We start from the raw sequence: 19,752 nt of genomic DNA, 5'->3' as shown, positions 1-19,752 counted from the left end.
ATAACAGCGTTATTTTATTTGTCAATAGGTTTTTATATTATCCAACCATTACCTTCAACACGATCATCCCTGCCAGATATACGATTGCCAGCACATACACGACGCCATCCGCACGTGCATATCGAAGGGGATACATCTTCGTTCTCGGTCTGCCCGCCTGATAACAACGCGCTTCCATCGCGAGTGCCAGATCGCCTGCCCGTCCAACTGCGGATGCAAAAAGCGGCATTAAAATCCGTCCAGTACGTTTCACTTTCTGGAATACATTTCCTGCTTCAAAATCCACGCCGCGCGCCGTCTGTGCCTTCATGATCCTGTCTAACTCTTCGATCAGAATCGGAATGAAGCGGAGCGTAATCGACATCATGAGTGTAATCTCATGCACCGGTACATGAATCTTCGTAAGTGGATGAAATGCTTTCTCCAGGCCGTCCGTCAGCTCGGTCGGTGTGGTTGTGTAAGTCATAAGTGATGAACCCAGGATCAGTTCTACCAGCCGCACGACACGCATCAGTGCCTGCAGGATGCCTTCCCGGTAGATGTGAATAAACTTCCACTGAAAATACAGCACTTCCCCTTTTCCGAAGAACACATTTACGATACAGATAAATACCAGCAATATCCACACCGGCTTTAGCCCCTTGATCATATATCGAAACGGCACCTTCGATATCACGATACATGCAATCAATACTACGCCTGCCACCGCAAATACAATTAGGCTTTTGCTAAGAAACAGCCCGATGATATAGAGAAGCGTTGCGAATAACTTGACACGCGGGTCCAGATGATGAATCGGAGAATCCGAAGGATAATATTGTCCAATTGTAATATCTCGAATCATAAATTATCTCCCTGCTTCCTTTCATCCAATCTGTTCTCAGTATCAACGCTTTTTCTTCCTGCTGTACTGTTTGTGCAATTACCAAGATAATCGAGCAGCTCTTTCTCTCGAATCACATTCTGTGGAATTTGGTACCCGTTTGCGCGCAATTTGTCCGCCAGTTTCACAGTTTCCGGTACATCCAGTCCACAGTCTGCAAGCGTCTCCCGCTTGGCAAATACCTGCGCCGGTCGGTCATCCAATATCTTCTTTCCATCGTCCAACACAATAATCCGGTCTGCGTATTCCGCCAGGTCCTCCATACTATGCGAGACAAGTAAAACTCCGATTCCCTGCTCCCGGCTCATCCGCCGGATCCGGTCGAATATTTCGCGTTTTCCTGCTGCGTCTAATCCCGCTGCCGGCTCGTCCAATATGATATATTCCGGATGCATCGCAAGCACACCTGCAATCGCCACACGCCGCTTCTGTCCGCCCGATAGCTGCAATGGCGATGCTTGATAATATTTCTCTGGCAGGTCAACAAACCGAAGTGCTTCCTCCACACGCGTCTCGCATGCTTCCCCGGTCAAGCCCTGCTTACTTGGTCCAAATGCGACATCCTCCCACACGGTATCGCAGATCATCTGATGCTCCGGATATTGGAACACCATGCCAACCTTACTGCGCAGATAATTCCCAGAATATCCCTTTGCATGAATATCCTTTCCCTCAAATGTAACTGTTCCGCTGGTCGGTTTCAGCAACCCGTTCAGGAGTTGTATCATGGTGGATTTACCAGAACCGGTATGTCCGGCAAGTCCAACAATCTCCCCCTTGCCAAGCGACAGATTCACGTCGTCTAAAGCAACCTTCTCATATGCTGTTCCCGGACTGTAAATATAGCTTACGTGTTGCAGGGAGAGGAGATCTTTATCTTTTTCAAATATGTCAAGCGCATCTATTTTACACTTATCTCTTTTTTCACCTGCACCCGATTGCAGATTTGCCGCACTTCCCATTGCCTGCTGCACCCGGTAAGAAAGCGGTGCCTCCATGCCCATCTCCGCAAGCAGCGCATCCTCTCCGAAGAAATCCTCCGGAGTTCCATCGAATCTTACCTGTCCGTCTGCAAGCAGAATTACCCGGCTCGCAAGTGCCGCCTCTTCCATATCATGCGTAATCAGTATCACAGTCATTTCCTGTTCCTGATTCAACCGCTGTAACGCTTCCATCACTTCTTTCCGCCCTTTCGGATCAAGCATCGCAGTCGGCTCGTCTAAGACGATATAATCCGGATGCATCGCAAGAATTCCTGCAATCGCAATCCGCTGTTTCTGTCCGCCCGACAGATGATTTGGTGCCGTCTTTCTCCGCTTCCACATCCGCACCTGTTCGAGTGCCTGCTTCACACGTGCCACGATGGTATCTGACTCCATACCCAGATTCTCCGGGCCGAATGCAACCTCTTCTTCCACATTTGCTGCCACCATCTGATTGTCTGGATTCTGGAACACCATACCGACGTGCTGGCGAATATCGTACAGCTTCTCCGCATCCCTGGTTCCCATCTCATCTACGGTTACCATACCTTCTGACGGTCGAAGGATTGCATTTAACTGCTTCGAGAACGTCGTCTTGCCGGAACCATTTCTGCCAAGCAGCGCAATGAATTCGCCCTTTTTAATTGTAAGATCTACACCCTTTAAGATTTCTTCCGTCGCGATCACATTTCCATCGACATCCCGCTTTTTATATTGAAATCTTACCTGTTCTGCCCGTATCACCGTCCGGTCCTCCATTTTTTCCTGTTTTACTCTTACTATAATTCACTCTCTTTTTCTCAACTTGGAGCAATCCACCTCTTTCTCCCTGTTTTACTCCTACTCCAGCTCACTCGCTTTTTCCCGACTTGGAGCAATCTCCTACTTTCTTCCTGTTTTGCTCCTACCACAGCTTGCTCTCTTTTTCTCGACTTGGAGCAATCCACCTCTTTCTTCCTGTTTTGCTCCTACTACAGCTTGCTCTCTTTTTCTCAACTTGGAGCAATCCACCTCTTTCTCCCTGTTTTGCTCCTACTCCAGCTCACTCGCTTTTTCCCGACTTGGAGCAATCTCCTACTTTCTTCCTGTTTTGCTCCTACCACAGCTTGCTCTCTTTTTCTCGACTTGGAGCAATCCACCTCTTTCTTCCTGTTTTACTCCGAATCCAGCCACCACTGTCTAAGCCGCGCTTTATCCACTTTCCCACTTGTGTTCTTCGGCAACGTCTCCAGCACGATCACCCGCTTCGGAATCTCAAAATCCGCAAGCCGTGTCTTCAACTGCTGCCGCAGATTCTCTGGCACGTCCGTGCCTTCCACCGTCACAAATGCACTCACGATCTCCGCCGGCATGTCCGCATCCTTTTCCTTCGGAAGCAGAACGACCGACGCCTCTGTGATACCGGCGACTTCCTCCAACGCATTTTCAATCTTCATCATCGACACCTTGCGCCCGCGCACACCGACGATATCATCCGTCCGTCCAAGGAAATAAAAGTTTCCCTGCGCATCCATCCGTCCGCTGTCTCTAAGCGAATACGGCACCGTAATATTCTCCACGTGAAATGCATTGTCCACGTACATTTCATCATCCTGTATGAACACCCGCACTCCCGGAAATGGCTTACCGATCAGGTTCCGCTCTTCCGTCATATCCGCGGACTTCACGTACGTGATATAATTCAGCTCGCTCGCACCGTAATATAATGTAATCTCCGTATTCGGAAATATCTTCTTCAACACTTCCGCATCCTTTCGCCCAAGGCTCTGCGAGCCCGAAATGATCGTGCGGATATTCGCATTTACACCCTTAAATACACGAGGCAGCATAAGTAATTTGGACGGAATCAGGTAAATACCGTTCGCCCTTTCGCGCGCCATCACCTGCTCCCATTTGCCCGGCAGGAATACATCCTCCGCAATCAGCGTGCCGCCTGCCGCAAGCTGTCCCATATAGAGATTCAGATTCCCGGTAAATGCAAGGCTTCCCTGTACGAACAGCCGGCTGTCCGCATCCACGCCAAACACCGCATTCTGTATCGCGAAGAAATCAGCCCAACTTTCAAAGCTTCGGAATAAAATCTTCGGAATCCCGGTTGTTCCGGATGTCATCACTGCCATTACCGCGCGCTCCGGCACGGGCGTATCAAACAGCGGATCTGTTACTTCAAGTTTGCTGTCCGCCGGCACGATAACTGGTACCTGATTCGTTCCCGCACACGCCAGAAATAAAACCAACTGTTTCAGGATTCCGGTCTCCCGAATCAGATACAGATGTTTTTCTGCAACCTGCGGAAGGCGTGCGCGTGCATCCTGCACAAGCACATAGAGCTTTCCGTATGTATAGCGATCACCATTGATGATGATTGCGTCTTTGTCCGATGGTTGTTTTGTCAGATAATCAATATACTGCATGTTACATTCCTCCCGCCCGCAGCAACAGCGCATGTCCGATGCCGCCGGCTGCCGCAATGCTGCATACTGCATAGCCCGGTGTCTCCTGCAGCGCCCGGCATGCATGTATCGTAATAATACCGCCCGAGGCGCCATATGGATGTCCATATGCGAGCGCCCCACCATACCGGTTGTAATGGTCAACTGCTTCCGGATAGGCACGCGCAAAAAGCGCATCAATTACTGCAAATGCCTCATTACATTCAAATACCGCGATATCTTCCGCCGTATGTTTCGTCTTGGCAAGTAATTTCTGAATGGCAAGTATTGCTGTCTCCGGGCTTTTGTCCGGGTTCCCGCCAACCGTTACGGAATCAACGATTTCCGCAAGCGGTATCAGATTATGCTCCTTTACATACCGCTCCGATGCCACCATCAAAAATGCCGCACCATCATGCATCAAGCATGTATTTCCGGCTGTTAGTATCGCTCCGTCCGGCAAAAGCGGTGGTAGCTTATCTAAGAATCGTTCACTTATGCGATCCCTGATACCCGCGTCTGCAGTTGCCCCCTGCACGCCGACCAGATATGGTTCTAGCACGCCAGCTTCTCTTGCCTGTTTTGCGAGAGAATGTGAACGTACTACCCATTTATTTAATTCCTGTCTGGTCATCTGCACATCCAGTGCCACACGCTCTGCGCCGCGGATCATCGCATACGGATCATGCTCGCCCGGTGCAAATTTTGCGACGGAATAAAAGGATTCCTCGCCTCCATAGCGTTCATAGTCCGGATGATTCCGGTTATACGCACGTCGCGGTGCCGTTGACGAACTATCCACGCCACCTGCCACAATCAGATCTGCCTGTCCACTTCGGATCTTCGCCGCGGCAATCGTCAGTGCTTCCAATCCCGATCCACACTGCATATCCACTGTGTACGCGGGAACCGCCTGTGGGAAATGTGCCGTAAGCGTTGCCAGTCTGCCAATATTTCCACTGGCTCCAACTCCATTTCCGACGATCACCTCATCGACAGTCTGACGTACATCTTCCGGTACAAGCGCACAGAGTACCTCCGCCGCAAGCACCTCGGCTGGCAGATGTTTATACATTCCATTTTCGACACCGATATAGCTGCGGCGTCCATCTATAATATACGCATGTTCCATACGATTTCCTTATCCTCTCGTTTACATTCATAGATCTGCTTTCCGCGTTCGGTTCTTGCCTCCACCTGTAGCTTCTCATCCACAAATACCGGCTTCTCAAAACGGAATCTGCAAATAAATTCCCTGCTATTCTTCATGTCTGTCTGCATCTCATTTTCGGTTTCCGTCTGCACTCCTGCCTGCGTCTCGTTCTTCATTCCCGCCTGCATTCCTGCCTGCAACTCTACATCAGTTTCCGTTTCCGGCTGTTTTTTCATCCACATATCAAGCATCCTCTCCACCATCAAAAGCCCCGGCACAACCGCATGCGCCGTCCGGTGAATCGAATTCGTATCGCCTACGGCATCCACAAATCGAAGGATATCGGAATGCGTAAATGAAAACGTTTTTTCCCCGCCTGTGTCCGCGTTTTCTTCCGTTCCGACCGAATGGTGTAGATTCATCCGCTGTTCTTCCAGCTTTGATTTCTCGACATTCATGGTCATATTTTTTTCCATACCTGCTTGTTTGCTAGTAACTGCCCCCTGCACCTCCGGCCTTACCACATGCAACTCCAGCTGATACACGATTCCATCCTCTTCTATCTGATTCAGCATAACCGCAAAGCTTGCAGTTTTCTTCACAATCTCGGACTTGCAGGAATTTTGAATTTTGATTTTCTGATTTTGAACTACTGTCAGATCATTCCCACAGCCAAATTCTGTGCCTGATACGCGTTCTCCTGCCGCTCCCCGCTGCGCATACACACACGCCCCGATCATCCAACCATCGTATCCATCAAGCATATGAAAATCAGCCAGTTGTTCAAATATTTTTTCAAATTTGTTCTTCATTTTCTCACCCAATGTTTCCTATTATATTTCGCAAAGTTTGCAATGTCAACTTTTCTATTTATTTTTGGTTGACATTCTTATTTCCATCTGCTATTCTACATCATGTACTTGCTATGAATTCAACAATAGCATGGCTATTATAACAGAAACTATGGAGAAAAAGAAATGGACGCAAAAACAAAAAGCAAATTTTCAACCTACTCAATTGTCATGATGGCACTTTTCGCAGCCATCCTGTGTGTATCCGCTTATATCAGCATCCCGCTGCCAAACGGAACACACATCACTCTTTTGAATTTTGTAATCACCCTGATTGCACTTGTATTTCCACTTGCAGAATCCTTCTTCATCGGACTGATCTGGATGTTACTCGGACTGGTCGGTGTTCCGGTATTCGTTGGTGGACAGGCAGGTCCGGGATATTTATTTGGCACATATGGCGGTTTTTCCTTCGCCTTTATCTTCATCGCCATTTTGATTCCGATCTTTCGCGGAAAGAAGTACAATCGTATCCGTTATACTATTGTCGCTATGTTATCCGCTGTTCTCGTTGATGCAGTCGGTTCTCTCTGGATTATGATCGCATCAGGTTGCAGTATCAAGGCTGCTTTTGTAGCCGGTTTTCTTCCTTTTATTGCACTTGATCTTGTGAAAGCAGTCGTTGCTGCACAGATCGTACCGGCATTCCGAAAACTGATTTATCTGCGTAGAGATGTCGAGGACGAGGATTAACATAAATCGAAACTCCCTCCCCTCAAAGAACTTGAGCCGTTGCAATCGCAACGGCTCTTTTTCATTCCTATCAATTATCACTTTCATCTGTACTTACTGTATTAGTTCCGGCTTCGTCCGCAATCACAAAACTCACTTCATACGTTTTGCCCATCGCATCACCGACGTTCTTCACATACTGCTCTAACAGCTCCTGTGCCCGCTGCTGCGCCTGCTGCAACAGGGATTCATCCGACTGGACATTCTCCAGCATATTTTCCTGCGCAGTCTTGATTGCTTCCGTCTGATCGTCCGCATTGATCTTCTCTGCGCCAAGTCCTTCACGGGTTGTGTAATAGGAGTCTTCATTTAACGACGTCTGATCCACCTGACAGCTAAGCACCTCTGCCTTTGGCATCGTGATCGTTACCTGATCGCCATCTACCTGCATATCCAGATTCGCAATGTCCACACCGAGCTTTACGATGCCGGAATACTCGATCCAAAGCTCTGCCGATGTATCCCACCACAGAACTTCCTTTTCCTTCGTCAGCTTTGCCACATTATGATAATAACATTTGAGTGTTGCCAGCTCACAGATTGTCTGCATCTGCGTAATGCTCAATTCTTTCGTTACTTCTTCACCTTTTTTTCCACACGCAGTGAACAGCATAATAACTGCAAGACAAAGGACCACGAATTTTTTTAATTTCTTCATTTGTTTCTCCTCCTTCGTCCCCTACTGAATCACCAGTTCATACGACTCATCCTGATTCTCTATGATCGGCATGAGCAGTGCCTTGACTGTATTCTCACAATTTTCTTTCGCCATCTGTAAGAACACTTCATTTCCCCGGCATTCAGAACCTGCATCCGCGATACATGCCGCATACGCTTCCTCGGATACATCTGCCGTGTTCGCACTCTTCTTGACAAACATATAGTCAAGCGAAGCCATATCGACATCGATCTGCTTGACCTGCAACTGCGGCAGCGTCACAATGATTTTCTTCGCCTGCCCTTCTCCGACATTGTCATCGATCTGAACATCAATATCTGCCATGTTGATACTTGCCTTCACTTCAGCCTCATAAGAGACATAGTAGGCAACCTTCGTCGGATGATTCTTCTGCGGCACCTCTGCCACACCGTTGTAGGTAATCTCACAGACTGATAAATCATCTATCTGCAACACCTGTTCTAGCTGGCTGCTTGTAAGGATCGTCGTCTCTACCTTCGGTTTCAACCCGAACCATCCAAGCTGCTTTGCAAGCTTATAGCCAACCACAACCAGAATAACTACGACCGCTAAGATGATCACCCACTTCAGAAGCTTTGTTACATCGCGGGCAGAAAGCTTCTGTCCTTTATCTTTATTCCTTTTGTGTTTGTTCTTCCTGCCCTGTTCTTGCATCCCAGTCTCTTTTGCTGTATCTTCTTCGATTTCGTTCATTCCGGATTTGCCCATATGTCGTCTCCTTATGCTTATTTTTCGCTTTCATCCGTATCGTTCACTTCTGCTCTCATATATAGCATATATACCCGCCTACTGTAACGACACCTTATCTCCATCAATCTTAAAACAGCCAAAGCTCTTCAGGAAGCTGGAAAATTTGCTGTATCCATATTTCTTGATACTGAAATTCCGGTTCTCATTTTTTAACGTACTGTTTAAGAGTCCCATATTGCTGTTCTTCTGTGGATTCTTCTTCAGAATCTGAATAATCTGCTCCTCAATTTCCCTCTTCGGTACAACATCATCGATAATCTTCACATAATTCTGACGATTCTGGGAAATGACCTCGAAATTACCAAATGCCTCATTTATAAATGTTGTAAGCTTCGAGTACCCATAATTCCGCACATCGAAATCAGAGAAACGCGCCTGTAATTTGCTTCCAATCTCGCCGACATGCGTCAGTTTATTATTATCAGCATTGCCATCAATGATATCATAGATTACCTTCTGAATAGACTTAATGCTTGTAATATTCGAGCTGTTTTCATTTTTCTCGGTTGATACTTTCGCAACATTTTTCTCATCCGTGACCTGTGAGATATCTTCGCGAATGAGCGCATCCAGCATTTTGAAGCTCGTACACGCCTTGACAAATGCTTCCGGCGTCTTGTTCTCACCCATGCCGACTACTTCCTTACCAGCCTCTCGCAGACGCTCTGCCAGCCGGGTAAAATCACTGTCACTCGACACCAGACAGAATCCATCCAGATTGCCTGTATAGAGCAGATCCATCGCATCAATGATCATCGCGGAATCTGTTGCATTTTTTCCCTGTGTGTATGCAAATTGCTGGATTGGGACAATAGAATTCCGGAGCAATGTCGTCCGGTTCCAGCCGTTGACACTTCGCGCCCAGTCCCCATAGATTCTTCGCACCGTTACCATACCACGGTCCGCCAATTCATCAAAAATTGTATCTATATATTTGGCAGATACATTATCCGAATCAATCAATAATGCATATCGTTTTTCTTCACTACCCATCGTTACTCCTCATCCTTATATCCCTGTTCCAGCCGTACTTCAAATTCGCTTTCCGGCATCGGCTTATCAAATACATATCCTTGCACAATATCACAGCCAACCTGTCTTAAATACCGTAACTGTTCCTTCGTCTCTACCCCTTCTGCAATCGTCTTCTTCCCGAGCTTGCGCACCAGATCAACGATACTGACAAACATTACCATGTCCGTCTCCTTGCCCGGATATTCTGTCTCCATTGGAATAAATGACTTATCAATCTTAATCACATTCAGATCTACCTTCTTGATCATGTTCAAGGATGAATAACCGGTTCCAAAATCATCAATCGAAGTTGCGATACCTTCGCTGCGAAGTCCATCGACAATCTCCGACATAATCTCATAGTTCTGAAAATCCTCACTCTCTGTCAGCTCAATCTCGATATAACCATGATCGATACCGTACTTGCCAATCACATTGACAATCTTTTTCACCAGATAATCTTCCTCCAGATGTCTTCTGGAGAAATTCACAGAGATACACGGAACTTTTTTTCCTTCATCCAGCCGCTTGCGGATAAACCGACATGTTTCTTCCAATACATAATAATCAAGCCTGCACACGCTTCCTTCCCGCTCAAGTTGTGGAATAAACTGCACTGGTGGAATCAGTCTGCCCTCATGCATCCAACGTACCAACGCTTCTGCACCACAGATTTTGTTCGTATTGACATCGACCTTCGGCTGATAATAGACCACAAATTCATGTGCCTCGAGCGCAGGAAGAAAGCTTGCAATGATTCCCTGTGCCTCCATTATTTTATTCTGGATCTCTGTCGAATAAAATGCAACCGTTCCGCTGCCCTTCTGTCTGGCAGCCTGATATGCAATACTTGCGCGTGCCATAACATCACGCGGTGCCCGGATATCTTCCAGCTTACCGACACCGATCGTCGCCCCGAATACAAACTCTTTTTCCTTGATTTCGGTCCGATGATACAGCCGGAGATTCTGGAGCTTCGATAAAATAATTTCACTCCGTTCATTCTTCACCAACGCGACAAAATTATCGCCACCCAGACGCGCGACAATCTCATCATCCAGCAACATCTTATCTACCATTCCGGCGTAATTGCGTAATATAACGTCCCCCTCTTCATAAGGGAAAATCTTATTCACATATTTGAAATTATGCACATTGAAGAAAAATACCGTGTATGTATGAATCTGTCCGGTCGCTAACTGTTTGCCAATAAACTGCATAAACGCCTCCGGATTCGCAACACCGGTTGCCATATCCGTCAGCAATACGCCGCGCAGTAATCCCTGCATCATAACACGGCTAAACTGAATATATATCTCCTTCAGCAAAATCTGCTGCGTATCCTGTTCTTCCTTTGAGTAGTCCACATCCTCACACGGATAAACGGAAAACGTCATTGTTCCGCCATCCGGCAGTACAAATACCTGATGCTTTGCTTTTCCATATGCCCCCTTCTGATTATCAAATAATTTTCCAACCCGATGCTCCCCGTGCGGACGGATCTTAGATACCGGAGCATCCAGCTCATATTTCACTTTGCCAAGCTTCAGATCGTCTGCAACAATCGCAAGTGCCTGCACCACATCTTCCTCACACTGTTCGAAGGTCTGAACCTCCCGGTGCAAGACTTCTGTAAATGCTTTGTACTTCTCATTGAACTCCAACTTTTCACACATTTTTTATTAAACTCCCTGTTTTCCTCTATCCCATTATGCAAACAACGTCTCTACCTGTGCAGCATCAAATACCACATGCCCTGCATGCTCTACCTCGATCTGATACAAGGCATTTGCTGCCAGATGTTCCGCCGCCTGCTCGATATCACGAATTCCCGTCGTATTCTCAAACTGATGGATCACCGCATCTAAGCCCGCATCTGTCACAACACACTCCTCTTCCCGAAGCCCGATGCGCTTCAGTACCTTCGGCATTGCGAACTTCGTGAATATAATCTTCTTTTCTTCAAATGTATAATCCGGAATATCAATCACCGCGAATCTCGACATGATCGGTGCACTGATATCTTCCTTGTTGTTTGCCGTTGCAATCGGGTAAACTCCTGTCGTTGGCACCATACATTCCATATAATTATCTGTAAATCCAAGGTTATCCAGAAGTGTCAGCAGCACATCCGCCGGATTTCCGTTTCCCTTGCCGGATGCCGCCTTATCCAGCTCGTTGATGATAAATACCAGATTCGATTCACCTGCATTCGAGAATGCTTCCATAATAATTCCGGGTTTCGCATTCGCATAGATTCGGGAGCTTCCCGTAAGCTGCTCCGGATCTTTGATTGAGCTCATATCGAGTGTTGTCCAAGGCAGTTTCAAAATTCTTGCCACCGCATATGCGATCTGAGACTTTCCGGTTCCGGCTGGTCCTACCAGAAGAAGTCCATACGCCGGTAATGTATGTGTCCGGTTGATCTGGATGATTGTCTCCATGATTCTCTGTTTTACACGCTCTAATCCGTACAGCTCTTCATCTAAGATTTTCCTTGCCCACACCGGATCTATCGCCTCGAAATAATTGCTCTTCCACTGCACGTTCAGCATAATAGAAAGAGCACGCTGTGCATGTCTGCGTTCCTCCTGTGACACCTCACTCGAACGAGCAACTGCAAGATTCCGCCGTGCCCACAGACGGATATTGTCCGGCATCGTCTTACCTGCACACATCATGAAATCAGAAATGCTCTGCAGACTTGTGAGCTTCATCTCATCGCCGACTTCGTCCGCGTCCTCGTCCTCCTCGACTTCCTCTGCCGCACTACTTGCAAGCAGGCGCTCGATCATGAACTGCAGGAAACCATCCTCTGCGGACAACTTTGTCGCACCGCCATATGCAGTCTCCCGGATCTTATAGACGGCATAGCCATCCTCCATGTTCTGTCCAGACAGACGGATTGGAATCCGGTTATCGCCGAGCCATTTGATCAGACTGATAAACCGCGCATCCACGCGCAGAATATCTGCCGACCATGTTCCATCCGTATCGTTAAACTCAAACGCCGTCCGCTTACTCTGATTTGCAAACATACCGGACGCATGATGTGACCACTGCCGTTTCGTATTATCTAACACTAAGATTGGTTCTTCCGGTGTTTTCTCTTTTGCATCGGAAAGAAATGATGTATATGTACAGACAGGCTTCGCCTGCTCCTTCGATGAGCTTGACGAGCTTGAAAAATCAAAAACTGGCATAATAAAATTTCCCTTCTTATTTATAATAGTCTCTAGTTCCCCTACATCCTATAAAACCACATTTTCGTCAAATTTACAATATACAGATCATAAATTTGTCAGTTTTTCACAGTAAACAGAAAGAGCACACCATTTACGATGTGCTCCTGTCTTTCTTCGTCCAAATCCCTGGTTCATTCTTTCTTATATTGTAATTGCAGCCGCTCAATTTCTGCCTGCACAAGCGAAACAACTGACTCCGGGGCTACGATTTTCGCTCCATCGCCAAGTCCCATTACCCAGAATACAAACTGCCGACTGACTGCAACATCCACATTTACTGTGAACTGCTTTTCGCCCTTCGGAATCAAATTTACATCCCTGCCAAACCGGTCCAGAATCACGTTTGCCAATTCATTATCACATAGCAGCTTGACACGCTCTTCCGTTCCCCCAAACATGCCAAACATCTTCTTATCATAGACAGCCGTGTCAAACTCATTAAAGACTTCCCTGCCAAGTCGCTTTTCTTCTGTCATCTGAATATCCAGCATCTTATCCACCCGGAAATGCTTGATTTTCTCCTCCTGCTCGTCATACGCAACCAGATAATAGTTCCCATCACTGCAAGTAAGCGCCCAAGGGCTTACCTTATAAAATGCACCACCCTTACGAAGCTCCGCCTCCTTCTTGACATTCCACTGAAAATAATGGAACTGGATCTGTGAATTTTCTGAGATTGCAGCATGCAGATGATCTACATTTCGATAGATACTGTCATTCATCGTTTTTACACGTCCTGCGACAAAAACCTGTCGCTGCAGCTGTGATGCCTCGAACTTTCCCGCAAGCTTTTCAATCTTTTTTATCAGTTCATTCGTCTTTTTCTTTGTAATGAATTTCGCGGACTGCACAGAATCCACTAGAAGCTTTAATTCCGGCAGTTCAAACGGACGGTTGGCAACATAATAACTGTATGTACGATCCTTCTGCACCCGTTTGATATCCATTCCAAACGATCGGAGACATTCAATATCATCGTAAATACTCTTCCGTTCTGCCTTGATCTCGTGTTTCGTCAATTCATCAATAATCTGTGCTGTAGTCACGCGATGGTCTTTATCTGTCTGTTCTAACAGAAATTTCCGAATGTATAACAATTTTAATTTTTGATTTTCCGATTTTGCCATCGCTTGTACTACTCCATATCCTCTAATTCATCCACCGCATCCCAGTAATTCTCCATCCATGCCGCCTGCTTTTCAAAATCAACCGGCACTTCAAGCACTTCTTCCATCGACATAACCGCCCCCGGTGCATACAGCAAACCATCTGCACCTACGATTGCCAGTCCACCGACATCCAGTTTACGTGTATACATCAAGGCATCTTCCATCATCACGATCATTGTCTCTCCGGTATCTGCCTCCAATACGACACGCACCATCGGTTCCTGTCCTTCCTGTCTACCCTCGCAGCCAAAATCGTCCTCATCAATTCGAATTATCTTGTATATCTGTTCTTCCATATAATCTCCCTGGCATATGGCTCTCTATCTTATACATATCACGTTTCCTCATTTCCCATATGCGCCACCGACAGTTGCATCAGTCCACACGCTTCTTACCCCAGAAGAATAACGCTACCGTACCCGGTCCTGTATGACTGCCGATTGTGGTACCAATGTGATTGATCTCTACCTTTCCATTTAACTTCGGGAACTTCGCTTCGATCAGATCCGCAACTGCCCGTGCATCGTCATAGCAGGCAGACTGGGAAATATAACATTTGCCGGAATAATCCAATCCATCCTCGGCACATTCCTCCATCCGGTCTACGATTGCCTGAATTACCTTTTTCTTTGTACGGATCTTATACCGTGGAATCAATTTTCCCTCATAGTCCACATTCAAAAGTGGGCAGATATTCAACACCGAACCAATAAATCCAGCCGTCTTTGTTACTCTGCCGCCCTTAATGAAGAATGTCAGATCAGAAGTGAAAAACCAATGATTCAGATTCAGCTTATGTTCCTCTACAAAATCGCGAACCTCATCAATCGTCTTCCCGTGTGCCCGAAGCTCCGACAACTTATCCATCAACAAACCGTATCCCGAAGATGCCGCCAGGGAATCAACAACATAGATCTTACGATCCGGGAACTCCTCCTGTAGCGTCTCCTTCGCGATATTCGCCGAATTGATAACACCACTGATTCCAGATGACAGACTCACATGCAAGATATCCAGTCCCTGCTCTAAGAATGGCCGGAAATATTCTTCGAACTCCTCTGCATTTACCTGAGAAGTCTTTGTATCTGCGCCATTTGCCATACGGGAATAAAACTCGTCAAACGGAATGCTGACACCCAGATTATCCTCGTACTGCTTTCCATCCAGTTCAAAGTGAAAACATATATATTTTACATCTATCGCATCAAAATGCTCTTTCGAAAGATCGGCTGTTGAACAACAGCTAATTACATAATTTTCCATAATTCCATCCTCTCCTTGTATGCACTTATTTCTGTCCCCTTAGGACATTCCTGTTGTTATCATAGCCAATTTCACTCAAAAAATCAATTGCTATTCCAACCTTCTGTCCTTAATTCTGCCCGAATTTGAATCTGTCTAATCGTAACCAGTTTCACAAGACGTCCTGCTAAAAATGCGATGACTAACAACATCGCTCCCAATAACGGCATGGACGTAACAATTATTCCGCCAATCACCGCACTACACACATAGATACCCTCTATAATTTTATTACTGTTTACATATTGTCTCATTTTCATACGCGTCCTTTCTTTCAGTCAAATCTCATCGATCCCGCTTTGTTGTACTCATCTTACCCTTTTATGTGTACAAAAAAACTCCCACGCAAGAAATTAATGAATTTTCTATTAAATTTTTATTTATCTCTATAATTTCCGTCCATATATGGTACAATATCTCTAATTTATTTTATGAAAGAAACCATTAAAGGGGGTATTTCATGAGTAATATCATTGATTATATGAAATGGCGTGGAGACCTGACTTTTGCACAGGATTCCTTTAATGAAATTGACAACCTGATTCTGTCGCAGTTAGTCTATGTAGAACTGAATAATATTGTTCCCGGGGACGAAGAACCGACGATCTCTCTGCTCGACGCAGCCAAACTGTTTTTCAAGCAGAATAACGAACAGGAATTACTCGATCATGTCTCCATGACCAAAAACGCGATTCTGGTATTTAAAGAAATGGCGAAAAGTGTACGTTTTAAAAATGTACAATTATCCCGCTATGTAAATGATATCAATGAACAGGAGCAGTCACAATTTTCTGCTATCACGATCAAATTACCAGACAACAGCACCTATATTGCATTTTCAGGAACAGATGCAACGCTTGTCGGCTGGCATGAGGATTTTAATATGCTTTATCTAAAGCAGACACCGGGACAGGAAAAATCACTGGCTTATTTAAATGCCCTTGGGAATCTGGACACTCCGCTTCGTCTGGGAGGACATTCCAAAGGTGGAAACTTCGCTATCTATGCTGGAATGTATTGCGAAAAATCTCTGCGTGATCAGATTATCGCTATCTACAACAACGATGGACCAGGATTTTCGAAAGACGTTGTGGCAAGTGCAGCATACCAGAATCTATTGCCCCTTATTACAACGATTGTCCCAGAATCCTCTGTGGTTGGGCGGTTATTTGAACATCAGGAAGATTATGTTGTTATTAAGAGTGAAAATAAGGGATTAAAACAGCATGACGCCATGTCATGGGAAGTGCTTGGAAATCATTTTGTACACGCTGTTACACCTGCCAATCAAAGCCTGCTTGCAAATCAGGCAATCCGGGAATGGATTGCGTTAATCCCAAGAGAAAAGCGCAAAGAAATCGTAGAAGCTGTTTTTCAGATTTTGGACGCAGCCGGTATTGAGACCGTCGACGATTTTCTTACATTGAAATTAAAAGATATCCGTACAATCATTCAGACAAAAAAGAAATTGCCACGCGAGACAAGTGATTCCATCTCTGACGCGGCATTCCTATTGATTAAAATTATGATCAAAACCTTTACCTCAACCTAAAACAATCTTCCATGCCTCTGTCAGCTTCTCGAGGTTCCAGCTTGCATTTGCCGGACTGGTAGAAGGCAGACAGATGGCATTTCTTTTTGTCTGCGGATAAATATATCGCTGATATAACTGCTCTGCCTTTTTCCCGTTCACAAAGATCTGTTCTATCTTTGTGGTTTCTAAGATTTTTGAAATCGGATTCGGAACGACATTCCGAATTGAGCTATCGGAAGAACCTGTAATCTCACATTGTCCGATCACATCCCACACAGCAATTCTATGTTCCAATAAAAATGCTTTCTTCTCCTCTATCGTACCAGGTACCTCTGCCTGAAATACATTTGCAAGCACTTTCCAAAAACGATTCTGCGGATGTCCATAAAAGAATCCTGCCTCTCTCGATTTGACTGAAGGAAAGCTCCCCAATATCAAAATACGAGAATGTTCATTATACACTGGTGAAATTGTATGTATCTGATGCTGCTGTTCCATACCTCTCCCTTGGGGACGCTTCTTTTGTCACAAGAAGTGTCCCTCTGTCTCATGTTATAATACAAAAAAAAGACCTCATCGGTCTTTTCTTTCTGTACCTTCAGAACTTCATACAAAGATCTTATATCTAACCTCTTAACAAATCATCTTTCCGTTCTCAAAACCTCTAAGGATAAGCCCTCGACCTATTAGTACTTGTCAGCTGAACGTGTTGCCACGATTACACTCCAAGCCTATCAACCTTGTAGTCTTCAAGGGGTCTTACTCTTATGATGGGATATCTTATCTTGAGGGGGGCTTCACGCTTAGATGCCTTCAGCGTTTATCCCTGCCGGACTTGGCTACTCTGCCATGCTGTTGGTACAACAACAGATACACCAGCGGTCCGTCCATCCCGGTCCTCTCGTACTAAGGACAGCTCCTCTCAAATATCCTACGCCCACGCCGGATAGGGACCGAACTGTCTCACGACGTTCTGAACCCAGCTCGCGTACCGCTTTAATGGGCGAACAGCCCAACCCTTGGAACCTGCTACAGCTCCAGGATGCGATGAGCCGACATCGAGGTGCCAAACCACTCCGTCGATGTGAACTCTTGGGAGTGATAAGCCTGTTATCCCCAGGGTAGCTTTTATCCGTTGAGCGATGGCAATCCCACTTTATACCACCGGATCACTAAGTCCTACTTTCGTACCTGCTCCACCCGTCGGTGTCGCAGTCAAGCTCCCTTCTGCCTTTGCACTCTTCGAATGGTTTCCAACCATTCTGAGGGAACCTTTGAGCGCCTCCGATACCCTTTCGGAGGCGACCGCCCCAGTCAAACTCCCCGCCAGACATTGTCCCCCAGCCGGTTCACGGCTGTAGGTTAGGAATCCAGTACTACAAGGGTGGTATCCCAACAGCGGCTCACACGAAACTGGCGTCCCGTGATCGAAGCCTCCCACCTATCCTGTACAGGTAGTACCGAATCCCAGTATCAAGCTGGAGTAAAGCTCCATGGGGTCTTTCCGTCCTGGCGCAGGTAACCAGCATCTTCACTGGTATTTCAATTTCACCGGGTGTGTTGTTGAGACAGTGCCCAAATCATTACGCCTTTCGTGCGGGTCGGAACTTACCCGACAAGGAATTTCGCTACCTTAGGACCGTTATAGTTACGGCCGCCGTTTACTGGGGCTTAAATTCAAACCTTCGCTTGCGCTAAGCTCTCCTCTTAACCTTCCAGCACCGGGCAGGCGTCAGCCCATATACCTCACCTTTCGGTTTTGCATAGACCTATGTTTTTGCTAAACAGTTGCTTGGGCCATTTCTCTGCGGCCTCTTCCGAGGCACCCCTTCTCCCGAAGTTACGGGGTCATTTTGCCGAGTTCCTTAACAACACTTCTCCCGCCGGCCTTAGGATTCTCTCCTCATCCACCTGTGTCGGTTTACGGTACGGGCGCATATATCACAATAGCGGCTTTTCTCGACAGCTGGCTCATACACTTCCCTACTCTTGTTCGGTACGCGTCACGTCTTCAGATTGAATGGTGGATTTGCCTGCCATTCTCCTACCTCGCTTGCCCCGGTCTATCCATTCCCGGGCTGTACTCTCCATCTGTGTCCCCACATTTCTGAATATATGCGGTACAGGAATTTCAACCTGTTATCCATCGACTACGACTTTCGTCCTCGCCTTAGGCCCCGACTTACCCAGGGAAGATCAGCTTTACCCTGGAAACCTTAGATATTCGGCCTTTAAGATTCTCACTTAAATCTCGCTACTCATTCCGGCATTCTCTCTTCAATACAGTCCACAGCTCCTTCCGGTACTGCTTCGTTCCGTATTCAATGCTCCTCTACCAATCTTTCGATTCCTAAGCTTCGGTGTCGTGTTTCAGCCCCGGACATTTTCGGCGCAGGACCTCTCGACTAGTGAGCTATTACGCACTCTTTGAATGTATGGCTGCTTCTGAGCCAACATCCTAGTTGTCTTCGAAATCCCACATCCTTTTCCACTTAACACGTACTTTGGGACCTTAGCTGTAGGTCTGGGCTCTTTCCCTTTTGACTACCCAACTTATCTCGTGCAGTCTGACTCCCATACATCATCTTTACGGCATTCGGAGTTTGATAATCTTCGGTAAGCTTTGACGCCCCCTAGGATATTCAGTGCTCTACCTCCGCAAGACTAATATGAGGCTAGCCCTAAAGCTATTTCGAGGAGAACCAGCTATCTCCGGGTTCGATTGGAATTTCTCCCCTACCCACACCTCATCGCCACCCTTTTCAACGGATGTGCGTTCGGTCCTCCATTGCCTTTTACGGCAACTTCAACCTGGACATGGGTAGATCACCCGGTTTCGGGTCTGCCCGGTCTGACTTTACGTGCTGTTAACACTTGCTTTCACTTCGGCTCCGTACCTTAAGTACTTAACCTTGCCAGACATGGCAACTCGCCGGACCGTTCTACAAAAAGTACGCGGTTGATCATGTAAAGATCTTCCACAGCTTGTAGACACAGGGTTTCA

General features: G+C 46.4%; 17 protein-coding genes and 1 rRNA gene (1 of these 18 cut by a window edge). 2 read left to right on the top strand and 16 right to left on the bottom strand.

Translation table 11 applies throughout. The features are described 5' to 3' along the window. Positions 1-37: 37 nt before the first annotated feature. The 5 genes from H9Q76_RS02635 to H9Q76_RS02615 all read right to left on the bottom strand — a co-directional run bounded on the left by H9Q76_RS02635 (position 38) and on the right by H9Q76_RS02615 (position 6,263). Entirely contained in the window at positions 38-844 is an 807-nt protein-coding gene (locus H9Q76_RS02635; RefSeq protein ID WP_249321533.1) for an energy-coupling factor transporter transmembrane component T family protein, read from the bottom strand. After that, positions 841-2,610 carry an energy-coupling factor transporter ATPase gene (locus H9Q76_RS02630; RefSeq protein ID WP_249321531.1) on the bottom strand — a complete coding sequence of 590 codons (1,770 nt, stop codon included), beginning with the start codon at positions 2,608-2,610 and terminating at the stop codon, positions 841-843. The genes H9Q76_RS02635 and H9Q76_RS02630 overlap by 4 nt, the downstream gene beginning before the upstream one ends. Before the next feature lie 410 nt (positions 2,611-3,020). Further along, the gene (locus H9Q76_RS02625) at positions 3,021-4,352 is read right to left on the bottom strand and encodes an AMP-binding protein (RefSeq protein WP_249321530.1); all 1,332 of its coding nucleotides are present in this window, start codon (positions 4,350-4,352) and stop codon (positions 3,021-3,023) included. Then, positions 4,282-5,430 (bottom strand): thiolase family protein, encoded by a 1,149-nt coding sequence (locus H9Q76_RS02620; RefSeq protein WP_249321529.1) that lies wholly within the window; start codon positions 5,428-5,430, stop codon positions 4,282-4,284. The genes H9Q76_RS02625 and H9Q76_RS02620 overlap by 71 nt, the downstream gene beginning before the upstream one ends. Beyond that, on the bottom strand, positions 5,409-6,263 hold the full coding sequence (locus H9Q76_RS02615) for a hypothetical protein (RefSeq protein ID WP_249321527.1): 855 nt from the start codon (positions 6,261-6,263) through the stop codon (positions 5,409-5,411). Before H9Q76_RS02615 ends, H9Q76_RS02620 begins: the two co-directional genes overlap by 22 nt. Positions 6,264-6,428: 165 nt before the next feature. Between H9Q76_RS02615 and H9Q76_RS02610 the strand changes: the two genes are divergently transcribed. Then, complete coding sequence (locus tag H9Q76_RS02610) at positions 6,429-6,995, top strand: biotin transporter BioY (RefSeq protein WP_249321526.1); 567 nt, start codon at positions 6,429-6,431, stop codon at positions 6,993-6,995. A 70-nt stretch (positions 6,996-7,065) separates the two neighbouring features. On the opposite strand, the gene H9Q76_RS02605 is transcribed toward H9Q76_RS02610, so the two are convergent. The 9 genes from H9Q76_RS02605 to H9Q76_RS02565 form a co-directional block, all read right to left on the bottom strand. Beyond that, positions 7,066-7,692, bottom strand: coding sequence for a DUF4230 domain-containing protein (locus H9Q76_RS02605; protein ID WP_021985805.1), 627 nt, complete (start codon positions 7,690-7,692; stop codon positions 7,066-7,068). Between the two features lie 21 nt (positions 7,693-7,713). Further along, positions 7,714-8,442: a DUF4230 domain-containing protein gene (locus H9Q76_RS02600; protein WP_118546351.1), complete on the bottom strand. Its 729-nt coding sequence runs from the start codon at positions 8,440-8,442 to the stop codon at positions 7,714-7,716. Between the two features lie 78 nt (positions 8,443-8,520). Next, positions 8,521-9,477 carry an NYN domain-containing protein gene (locus H9Q76_RS02595; RefSeq protein WP_118373814.1) on the bottom strand — a complete coding sequence of 319 codons (957 nt, stop codon included), beginning with the start codon at positions 9,475-9,477 and terminating at the stop codon, positions 8,521-8,523. A 2-nt stretch (positions 9,478-9,479) separates the two neighbouring features. Continuing rightward, entirely contained in the window at positions 9,480-11,174 is a 1,695-nt protein-coding gene (locus H9Q76_RS02590; RefSeq protein ID WP_249321524.1) for a putative bifunctional diguanylate cyclase/phosphodiesterase, read from the bottom strand. A 33-nt stretch (positions 11,175-11,207) separates the two neighbouring features. Further along, a complete protein-coding gene (locus tag H9Q76_RS02585) occupies positions 11,208-12,701 on the bottom strand; it encodes an AAA family ATPase (RefSeq protein ID WP_118373816.1) in 1,494 nt (497 codons plus the stop codon). Between the two features lie 173 nt (positions 12,702-12,874). After that, a complete protein-coding gene (locus H9Q76_RS02580) occupies positions 12,875-13,870 on the bottom strand; it encodes a helix-turn-helix transcriptional regulator (RefSeq protein ID WP_117781515.1) in 996 nt (331 codons plus the stop codon). A gap of 8 nt (positions 13,871-13,878) precedes the next feature. Then, positions 13,879-14,208 carry a hypothetical protein gene (locus H9Q76_RS02575; RefSeq protein ID WP_249321523.1) on the bottom strand — a complete coding sequence of 110 codons (330 nt, stop codon included), beginning with the start codon at positions 14,206-14,208 and terminating at the stop codon, positions 13,879-13,881. Positions 14,209-14,287: 79 nt separating this feature from the next. After that, positions 14,288-15,175, bottom strand: a complete 888-nt coding sequence (locus H9Q76_RS02570) for a DegV family protein (RefSeq protein WP_249321522.1) — start codon at positions 15,173-15,175, stop codon at positions 14,288-14,290. Positions 15,176-15,258: 83 nt separating this feature from the next. Then, positions 15,259-15,468 (bottom strand): hypothetical protein, encoded by a 210-nt coding sequence (locus H9Q76_RS02565; protein WP_118235352.1) that lies wholly within the window; start codon positions 15,466-15,468, stop codon positions 15,259-15,261. Between the two features lie 206 nt (positions 15,469-15,674). Here H9Q76_RS02565 and H9Q76_RS02560 point away from each other — a divergent pair, with 206 nt between their 5' ends. Beyond that, positions 15,675-16,766 (top strand): Mbeg1-like protein, encoded by a 1,092-nt coding sequence (locus H9Q76_RS02560; protein ID WP_117781518.1) that lies wholly within the window; start codon positions 15,675-15,677, stop codon positions 16,764-16,766. Here the strand turns inward: H9Q76_RS02560 and H9Q76_RS02555 are convergent. Together H9Q76_RS02555 and H9Q76_RS02550 are read right to left on the bottom strand one after the other, a co-directional pair. Then, positions 16,758-17,246 (bottom strand): DNA-deoxyinosine glycosylase, encoded by a 489-nt coding sequence (locus H9Q76_RS02555; RefSeq protein ID WP_021985814.1) that lies wholly within the window; start codon positions 17,244-17,246, stop codon positions 16,758-16,760. The genes H9Q76_RS02560 and H9Q76_RS02555 overlap by 9 nt on opposite strands. Positions 17,247-17,414: 168 nt before the next feature. After that, a 23S ribosomal RNA gene (locus H9Q76_RS02550) occupies positions 17,415-19,752 on the bottom strand (it continues 541 nt past the right edge of the window).

The sequence above is a fragment of the Wujia chipingensis genome, from assembly GCF_014337155.1.
GTDB lineage: Bacteria > Bacillota > Clostridia > Lachnospirales > Lachnospiraceae > Coprococcus_C > Coprococcus_C hominis.
This window is presented reverse-complemented; position numbering and strand designations above follow the sequence as displayed.

Coding starts and splice junctions, on each gene's coding strand:
- H9Q76_RS02635 (WP_249321533.1), bottom strand. CDS start 844: ATGATTCGAGATATTACAATTGGACAATATTATCCTTCGGATTCTCCG.
- H9Q76_RS02625 (WP_249321530.1), bottom strand. CDS start 4,352: ATGCAGTATGCAGCATTGCGGCAGCCGGCGGCATCGGACATGCGCTGT.
- H9Q76_RS02620 (WP_249321529.1), bottom strand. CDS start 5,430: ATGGAACATGCGTATATTATAGATGGACGCCGCAGCTATATCGGTGTC.
- H9Q76_RS02615 (WP_249321527.1), bottom strand. CDS start 6,263: ATGAAGAACAAATTTGAAAAAATATTTGAACAACTGGCTGATTTTCAT.
- H9Q76_RS02610 (WP_249321526.1), top strand. CDS start 6,429: ATGGACGCAAAAACAAAAAGCAAATTTTCAACCTACTCAATTGTCATG.
- H9Q76_RS02605 (WP_021985805.1), bottom strand. CDS start 7,692: ATGAAGAAATTAAAAAAATTCGTGGTCCTTTGTCTTGCAGTTATTATG.
- H9Q76_RS02600 (WP_118546351.1), bottom strand. CDS start 8,442: ATGGGCAAATCCGGAATGAACGAAATCGAAGAAGATACAGCAAAAGAG.
- H9Q76_RS02595 (WP_118373814.1), bottom strand. CDS start 9,477: ATGGGTAGTGAAGAAAAACGATATGCATTATTGATTGATTCGGATAAT.
- H9Q76_RS02590 (WP_249321524.1), bottom strand. CDS start 11,174: ATGTGTGAAAAGTTGGAGTTCAATGAGAAGTACAAAGCATTTACAGAA.
- H9Q76_RS02585 (WP_118373816.1), bottom strand. CDS start 12,701: ATGCCAGTTTTTGATTTTTCAAGCTCGTCAAGCTCATCGAAGGAGCAG.
- H9Q76_RS02580 (WP_117781515.1), bottom strand. CDS start 13,870: ATGGCAAAATCGGAAAATCAAAAATTAAAATTGTTATACATTCGGAAA.
- H9Q76_RS02575 (WP_249321523.1), bottom strand. CDS start 14,208: ATGGAAGAACAGATATACAAGATAATTCGAATTGATGAGGACGATTTT.
- H9Q76_RS02570 (WP_249321522.1), bottom strand. CDS start 15,175: ATGGAAAATTATGTAATTAGCTGTTGTTCAACAGCCGATCTTTCGAAA.
- H9Q76_RS02565 (WP_118235352.1), bottom strand. CDS start 15,468: ATGAGACAATATGTAAACAGTAATAAAATTATAGAGGGTATCTATGTG.
- H9Q76_RS02560 (WP_117781518.1), top strand. CDS start 15,675: ATGAGTAATATCATTGATTATATGAAATGGCGTGGAGACCTGACTTTT.
- H9Q76_RS02555 (WP_021985814.1), bottom strand. CDS start 17,246: ATGGAACAGCAGCATCAGATACATACAATTTCACCAGTGTATAATGAA.